This is a genomic window from Caulobacter sp. FG7 (assembly GCF_057808875.1).
The window spans coordinates 1-6,507 of record NZ_JBMDIW010000059.1 but is presented as its reverse complement, the minus strand read 5'-3'; the positions used below and the strand labels follow the sequence as shown (position 1 = coordinate 6,507).

Genomic DNA, 6,507 nt, shown 5'->3' with positions numbered 1-6,507 from the left:
GAGCCGGCGGCGCCCTGGGCGCGGGAGGCCACGTTCGAGGCGGCGCCCGAGGCGGTCGAGGTCAGGCCGCTGGCGTCGGGCATGCCGACCGAACCCGCGCCGGAGCCCGCCCCCGCCAGGGCGCCGGTCAGTTGGCCGGCGCTCGCCGAGGCCGAACCCGAGCCGGAACCTTCGGCTGAACCGTCGGCCTTGGCGCTCGAAGCGGTGTTGCGAGCCGTCGAGGCCGCGCCTTCGGCGGCGCCACGAGTGCGGCCGGCGGCGTCGCGGGCCTTGCCGCGTGCGGTCGAGGTCGTCTCGCCGGCCCGGTCGCGGATCCGGCTGGTGGTCCTGCGGACGCCCGAGCCCAGGCCGCTGGTGTCCGGCGAGGTCAGGCCGCCGCCCAGGCCGCCAGCGCCGCCCAGCTGGCCGCCGAGGCCGCCCATGCCGCCCGTGAGGCCGCCGGTCAGACCGCCGCCGCCCGAACCGCCGAGCAACTGAGCCTGGGCCATCGGGGCGGCCAGCAGGACGGCGGCCGAAGCGGCGGTGACGAGGAACGAGATCTTACGCATGGGACGTCTCCTTGAGGATCATTTCGCGGGGCGTCTTTTTCGCCTCCTGACCCGTCCAACGACGCCGCTTCCGGCTTTCTTCCATCCCCGCCGAAATTTTTTCAGCGTCCCGCGTCGACCTCGCCCGCGCCGAACACCTTGTCGGGTCCGGGCGCGCCCAGATCCTTGGCCGAACGGCCAAGAGCCGCCATCGCCGCTCTGGCCTTGGCCGGATCGGGGCTCGACGTCAGCCGGGCCAGCCGCCCGGCCACCACGGGCGCCGCGAAAGAGGTGCCGCGCAAGGTCGCCTTGCGTCCACCCGGCGCAGCGGCCCGCACCTCGGCGCCCAGGGCCGCGAACGCCACCTGGCCGTTGGCGCTGGCCTCGGGCAGCGCCCTGCCCCGCTTGTCGACGCCCGTGACGGCGATCACGCCCGGATAGGAGGCCGGATAGAGCGGCGGTGCGGCCGGGCCGTCGTTGCCGACCGCCGCCACGACCAGCACGCCCTGACCGACCAGCGCCTTCACCGCCGCCCGCAGCGCGCCGTTGTCGGGCCCGACGAGGCTGACATTGACCACCGGAACCTTGGCCGCGCTCATCCAGGACAGCGCCCCGACGATCGCCGAGGCCGAGCCGCCGGTCGGTCCCACGCCATAGACGTCGGCAGCCAGGAGCCGCGCGCCCGGTCCGGCCGAACCATAGTCCCGCGCGGCGATCAGCGAGGCCGCCGCCGTGCCGTGCGCCCCGGCCTTGGGCGCGCCCTTGGCGAACCCGCGCTGCTCGATGGCGACGCCGCGAAAGTCGGGATGGCCGGTGTCGACCCCGCCGTCCACCAACCCCACCCGCGCGCCGCCTGCGCCTCCCGCTGCCTGAGCCGTCGGGGCCACCCCCGCCAGGGCAGCCACGCCGGCGCCGGCATAGATGTGATTGAAATCGTAGTCGCCGGACGGATCCAGCGCCCGCAGCCGGCGAACGGCCTGGCGGGCGTCCATGCCGCGCGGCGGCGTGAGCGTCACCAGTTCGACGCCCAGGTCGCCCGACCGCTCGCGCCGGGCCTCGACGAAGCCGGCGGCCACGGCGCGCTGCACGGCCTCGCGACTGGGCGAAACGGCCAGCACCTCGCCGCGGACGACGGGACGGCCCTGGTCGTCTGGCTCGAGCACGCGGGGGTTGGCCCGCAGCAGGGCCTTCAGCCGGTCCAGCCCCGCCAGGTCCCGCACGCCCTGCGCCGTGCGCGTGGTCAGGCCCTCGGCGCCGTCGACCACGTCCGAAACCACCGGCAGCCGGCCCGGCAGCGACGGCAGGCCGCCCGGCAGCAGCTGCGCGTCCGCCGCCGGCGCGAGGGCCAGGGCGCAGGCAGCGACGACCAGGACGTGGATTTTCTTCCGCAACGCGATCTCCGAGGCTTGCCGCGCGAGAACGATGGCCGGAACCCGCGCGGAGTGGAATAATTATCCGGTTCATGGATTAAACGCCGGAAGCGGCGCGTTTCTTCCCTTAGGCGACGTAGGCGGACCTTGGATTCTTTTCAGAAGGACATGCTGGATCTCTTGCCGCGGCTTCGCCGCATGGCGCGGGTGCTGGCCCGGGATCCCGCCGACGCCGACGACCTGACTCAGCTGACCGTCGAGCGCGCCCTGGCGCGTCGCGATCAGTGGCGGGAAGGTACGCGACAAGACAGCTGGATGTTTCGGATCATGCGCAACGCCTGGATCGACGAGAGCAGAAGCAGGGCCCGCCACGGCCGTGTCCTGGCCCCGCCCGAGGCCGGCGTGCATGCCGCCGATCCGGCCGCGCCGTCGCTGGACGGCCGCCTGGCCCTGACCGCCGTCGAGGCGGCGCTGGACGCCCTGCCCGAGGACCAGAGGATCGCCGTAGCCCTGGTGCTGATCGAAGGCCTGTCCTACCAGGAAGCCGCCGACAGTCTCGACATCCCGATGGGAACCCTCACCAGCCGCCTAGCCCGCGGCCGCACGGCCCTGCAGGCCGCGCTGATCGACCAAGGAGCAAGGCCATGACCGTGAGCGACGAAGAGGTCTTCGCCTATGTGGACGGCGAGCTCCCGCCCGAGACCATGGCCAGGATCACCGCGGCCATGACCAAGGACCCGGCCCTGGCCGCGCGGATCCAGGCCCAGCGCGACCTGCGCCGCCTGCTGTCGGGCGCCCATGCCGGGGTGCTGCGCGAACCGGTCCCGCCCGGCCTGAAGGCCACCGTCGCCGCCGGGAGCAAGCCGGCCGAGGTGATCGCCTTCCCGCAGCCCAAGCCCAAGGAAAAGCTCAAGGACAAGGCCAAGGCCCAGAAGCCCGCGACGCCGGTCGCCGGTCGCCCGGCCTTCCGCAAGCCGCCGGCCTGGGCCGCCATGGCCGCCTGCCTGGTGGCCGGCCTGGCGATCGGACGCCTGGCCCTGCCCTCGCCGCCGACCGCCGACGGCCGCGCCACCGAGCTGCCGATGGCCGTCGGGCCGTTGGCCCGGGCGCTGGAGGACGGTGCGGCCGCGCAAGGCCAGGGCCCGGTGCGGATCGGCGTGACCTTCAAGAGCCAGGCCGGCCGCTGGTGCCGCACCTTCCAGGGCCAGGACCAGGCGGGCGTGGCCTGCCGGGCCGACGGCGCCTGGCGCGTGCTGGCTTCATCGCCGGCGGCGGCTCCGGTCGCCGGCGGCGAGTACCGCCAGGCCGCTTCGGAGACGCCGGCGGCGGTGATGGCCGTGGTCGACGGCATGATCTCGGGCGCGCCGCTGGACGCGGCCGGCGAGGCCCAGGCCCTGAAGAGCAACTGGCGCTGAACTGAATTCAAAGGCGGATAGGGTCGCCGCCTCCTGGAAAGACTAGGGGAAAATCCAGGAGGCGGCGTATCCGCGCCCTTCGCAGGGGGGGACGCGAGGCGGGCGCGGACAATGACCGGAGGACTGCTAGGCCAGAAGGTCGAGCAGGACGCCGGTCATGGCGTCGGCGGTGCGAAGCACCGCGGCGTTGGCGGAGAAGTCGGTTCGCGCCGAGATCTGCTCGACGCGCTCGGCGGCGAGATCCGTCTTGGCGACAAGGCCCGCATCGCTCCCCACGCGCTGAGCGCTGGCGGCCAAGCGGCCGGTCGCGGCGCCCATGCCCGCGGCGGAGATCGAGAAGGCCTGCATGAACCGTTTCCCCTGTCTTATCGCGAAGCTGACGGGGTTCGGTTAAGCGGATCTTCATAAATAGGGTGAATTTCCATCGACCTTACCCAATTATGTAGAGAATTTTTCTCGTTAAGGTTACCAGCGCGAACGCTCTGATCGCCGACATTACAAAACGTTCAGGTAGAGCTTGCTCGACAAGCCGCCCTCCCCTCTGCAAGGTCGCCGGCTCCGCGGATCCGCCGCGCCTGGAACCTGAGCGAATGTCCTTCTCGCGCCGCGCCGCCTTTCTCAGCGCCGCCCTCCTGCTGGTCGCCCACCCCGCCCTCGCTGCGCCCAAGGACGCCTTCGTCCCCTCGGCCGACGCCATCCGCGCCCACATGACCTTCCTGGCCGACGACCTGATGGAGGGCCGCGAGGCCGGCACGCGCGGCTACGACCTGGCCGCCAACTACGTGGCCGCGCAGTTCGCTCTTCTGGGCCTGAAGCCGGCCGGCGACGCCGGCTCCTACCTGCAGACCGTGCCGCTGGTCGCCTACCGCCCGGCCAGCGACGGCGAGATCAAGATCGGCGAAGGCGCCGGCGCCCCGGCCTCGCTGGTGTTCGGCGAGGACTTCCTTCCCAGCCCCCAGGCCGACAAGGCCGAACTGACCCTGAATGCGCCGCTGGTGTTCGTCGGCTTCGGCGTCAACGCGCCCGAGCGAGGCCGCGACGACTTCGCGGGACTGGACGTGGCGGGCAAGATCGTCGTGGTGCTGTCGGGCGCGCCCAAGGGCTTCCAGACCGAGGAACGGGCCCATTACGGCTCGGTGGGCGTCAAGCGGGCCGAGGCGGCCCGGCGCGGCGCGATCGGCGTGCTGACCCTGGGCACGCCCACGGGAGAAAAGCGCCGTCCGTTCGCGCGCGGCGTCGCCGGCAGCCGCGACTGGCGCATGACCTGGAGCACGCCGGAGGGCGCGCCCTTCGTCCGCGGCGGCTCGGCGCCCAGCCTGGCCTCGATCAGCGTCAAGGGCGGGTACAAGCTGTTCGGCTCGGCCACCGCGCGCCTGGAGGCCGCCTACACGGCCGCCGACACCCAGGAGGGCAAGGTCGAGGGCTTCGCCCTGCCGACGACCGCCAGCATCGCCCTCAAGAGCGAAATCCAGCAGCGCCGCAGCAGCAACGTCGCCGGCCTGATCGAGGGCTCGGACCCGACGCTGAAGGCGCAGACCATCGTGCTCAGCGCCCACCTCGACCACGAGGGGATCAAGGAGAACCCCAAGCCCGGCGAGGACGCGGTCTATAACGGCGCCCTCGACAACGCGAGCGGCGTCGCCACCCTGCTGGAGGTCGGTCGCGGCTTCATCCAGGCCAAGGACCGGCCCAAGCGCTCGATCCTGCTGCTGGCCGTCACGGCCGAGGAAAAGGGCCTGATCGGCTCGGAGTATTTCGCGCACAATCCGACCGTGCCGAAGGCCAATCTGGCCGCCGACGTCAATCTGGACATGCCGGTGCTGCTGTACCCGTTCACCGACGTGGTGGCGTTCGGGGCCAACCGCTCGAGCATCGGCCCGATCGTCGCCAAGGCCGCCGGCCGCGTCGACATCGCCCTGTCGCCCGACCCGATGCCGGAAGAAGGCCTGTTCACCCGCAGCGACCACTACCGCTTCGTCGAACAGGGCGTGCCGTCGGTGTTCCTGATGACCGGCTTCAAGAACGGCGGCGAGAAGGCCTTCAAGGACTTCCTGGCGACGCACTATCACAAGCCCAATGACGACCTGAAGCAGCCGATCGACTACCAGGCGGCCGCCAAGTTCGCCCTGGTCAACTACGAGATCGCCCACGACCTGGCCGACGCCGCCGAGCGCCCGACCTGGAACCCGGGCGACTTCTTCGGCTCGACCTTCGCGCCCAAGGGGCATCCGTCCTCGGCTGCGCGCTGAGCGACCCATTGACCGAGGAGGCGGAGAGTCCGATTTTGGGCCTGAGCCTGTCCGCTTCTGATGGATTCCATCAGAAGCGGATAAAACAGGCTCAGTTTCATACACTTGAGCGTGGCGAGCGCCGAAACCGCTTACACTTTCGGCCGCCACGCTCATGTCCTTATCGAGAGGGAATCTGGTGGCCAGCGTGGGCGCGCTCCTGAGGCTCGGCGTGATCACGCCGCTGGTGATGGTGGCCGACGTGTGGCTGGCCCAGAGGCTGTTTCCCGGCTTCGACCCCGGCGCCCAGTTCATCAGCGAGCTGGGCGGCCCGGCGGCCCCGACCCCCGAGATCTTCAACCTGGGCATGATGCTGGCCGGCGTCGCGGGCCTGTTCGCCGGCGCGGGCTTCGCCCATGCCCTGGAAAAGGCCGGCGGCCGCCGGCAGGTCTCGGCCTTCGCCGGCCTGTGGGTGGCGATGACGGGCCTGGGCGCCTTCTTCGCCGGCATCTTCCATTGGCCCGATCCCATGCACCGGGCCTGCGGCGTGGGCCTGGCCATCCAGTTCGCGCCGCTGTTCACCGCCTGGGCCCTGTGGGGCAAGCCGGGCTACCGGCGGCTGGCGCACTTCTCGCTGGGCTGGTTCTTCGGCCTGCTGCTGGTCCTGGCCCTGCTGACGGGCGTGTGGAACGTGCGCACGGGCAATGACGTCGGCTTCTGGCAGCGCGGCCATGCATTCCTGGGCCTCCTGTGGCTGGGCATCGCCGCCTGGAGCCTGGAGCGCGGCTGGCGGGCCAGGCCGGTGGACCTGGAGCCGGCGGCGGCCTAGGGGAACCTCCCCCTGTGGGGGAGGCGATCGCGTCAGCGATCGGTGGGGGGGTGACATTCCGACGTTGTGGAAGCTGAGAACGGCCCCCTCCGGCCCTTTGTCCAAGATGCTCCCCCTGAAGGGGGAGCTGTCGCGAAG

7 protein-coding genes are annotated in these 6,507 nt (G+C 71.7%); 4 read left to right on the top strand and 3 right to left on the bottom strand.

The genetic code is table 11. The features are described 5' to 3' along the window. Nucleotides 1-548, bottom strand: a 548-nt coding sequence (locus ACODR1_RS24645; RefSeq protein WP_488882794.1) for a hypothetical protein, incomplete at its 3' end; no start/stop codon positions are given. 101 nt (nucleotides 549-649) lie between these two features. Beyond that, nucleotides 650-1,918 carry a S8 family serine peptidase gene (locus ACODR1_RS24640; RefSeq protein ID WP_488882793.1) on the bottom strand — a complete coding sequence of 423 codons (1,269 nt, stop codon included), beginning with the start codon at nucleotides 1,916-1,918 and terminating at the stop codon, nucleotides 650-652. A gap of 147 nt (nucleotides 1,919-2,065) precedes the next feature. Between ACODR1_RS24640 and ACODR1_RS24635 the strand changes: the two genes are divergently transcribed. After that, nucleotides 2,066-2,545, top strand: a complete 480-nt coding sequence (locus tag ACODR1_RS24635) for a sigma-70 family RNA polymerase sigma factor (RefSeq protein WP_488882792.1) — start codon at nucleotides 2,066-2,068, stop codon at nucleotides 2,543-2,545. Beyond that, entirely contained in the window at nucleotides 2,542-3,312 is a 771-nt protein-coding gene (locus tag ACODR1_RS24630) for an anti-sigma factor family protein (RefSeq protein WP_488882791.1), read from the top strand. Before ACODR1_RS24635 ends, ACODR1_RS24630 begins: the two co-directional genes overlap by 4 nt. A 126-nt stretch (nucleotides 3,313-3,438) precedes the next feature. Here ACODR1_RS24630 and ACODR1_RS24625 read toward each other — a convergent pair whose 3' ends face one another. Further along, complete coding sequence (locus tag ACODR1_RS24625) at nucleotides 3,439-3,660, bottom strand: flagellar hook protein FlgE (RefSeq protein WP_488882790.1); 222 nt, start codon at nucleotides 3,658-3,660, stop codon at nucleotides 3,439-3,441. Between the two features lie 242 nt (nucleotides 3,661-3,902). Here ACODR1_RS24625 and ACODR1_RS24620 point away from each other — a divergent pair, with 242 nt between their 5' ends. Together ACODR1_RS24620 and ACODR1_RS24615 are read left to right on the top strand one after the other, a co-directional pair. Continuing rightward, nucleotides 3,903-5,561, top strand: a complete 1,659-nt coding sequence (locus ACODR1_RS24620; protein ID WP_488882789.1) for a M28 family peptidase — start codon at nucleotides 3,903-3,905, stop codon at nucleotides 5,559-5,561. Nucleotides 5,562-5,715: 154 nt separating this feature from the next. Next, on the top strand, nucleotides 5,716-6,369 hold the full coding sequence (locus ACODR1_RS24615) for a DUF998 domain-containing protein (RefSeq protein ID WP_488882788.1): 654 nt from the start codon (nucleotides 5,716-5,718) through the stop codon (nucleotides 6,367-6,369). The last annotated feature ends 138 nt before the right edge of the window (nucleotides 6,370-6,507 follow it).

What these genes read in the sequence shown, in the direction of transcription:
- ACODR1_RS24635 (WP_488882792.1), top strand. Translation starts at nt 2,066, where the DNA reads ATGCTGGATCTCTTGCCGCGGCTTCGCCGCATGGCGCGGGTGCTGGCC.
- ACODR1_RS24630 (WP_488882791.1), top strand. Translation starts at nt 2,542, where the DNA reads ATGACCGTGAGCGACGAAGAGGTCTTCGCCTATGTGGACGGCGAGCTC.
- ACODR1_RS24625 (WP_488882790.1), bottom strand. Translation starts at nt 3,660, where the DNA reads ATGCAGGCCTTCTCGATCTCCGCCGCGGGCATGGGCGCCGCGACCGGC.
- ACODR1_RS24620 (WP_488882789.1), top strand. Translation starts at nt 3,903, where the DNA reads ATGTCCTTCTCGCGCCGCGCCGCCTTTCTCAGCGCCGCCCTCCTGCTG.
- ACODR1_RS24615 (WP_488882788.1), top strand. Translation starts at nt 5,716, where the DNA reads ATGTCCTTATCGAGAGGGAATCTGGTGGCCAGCGTGGGCGCGCTCCTG.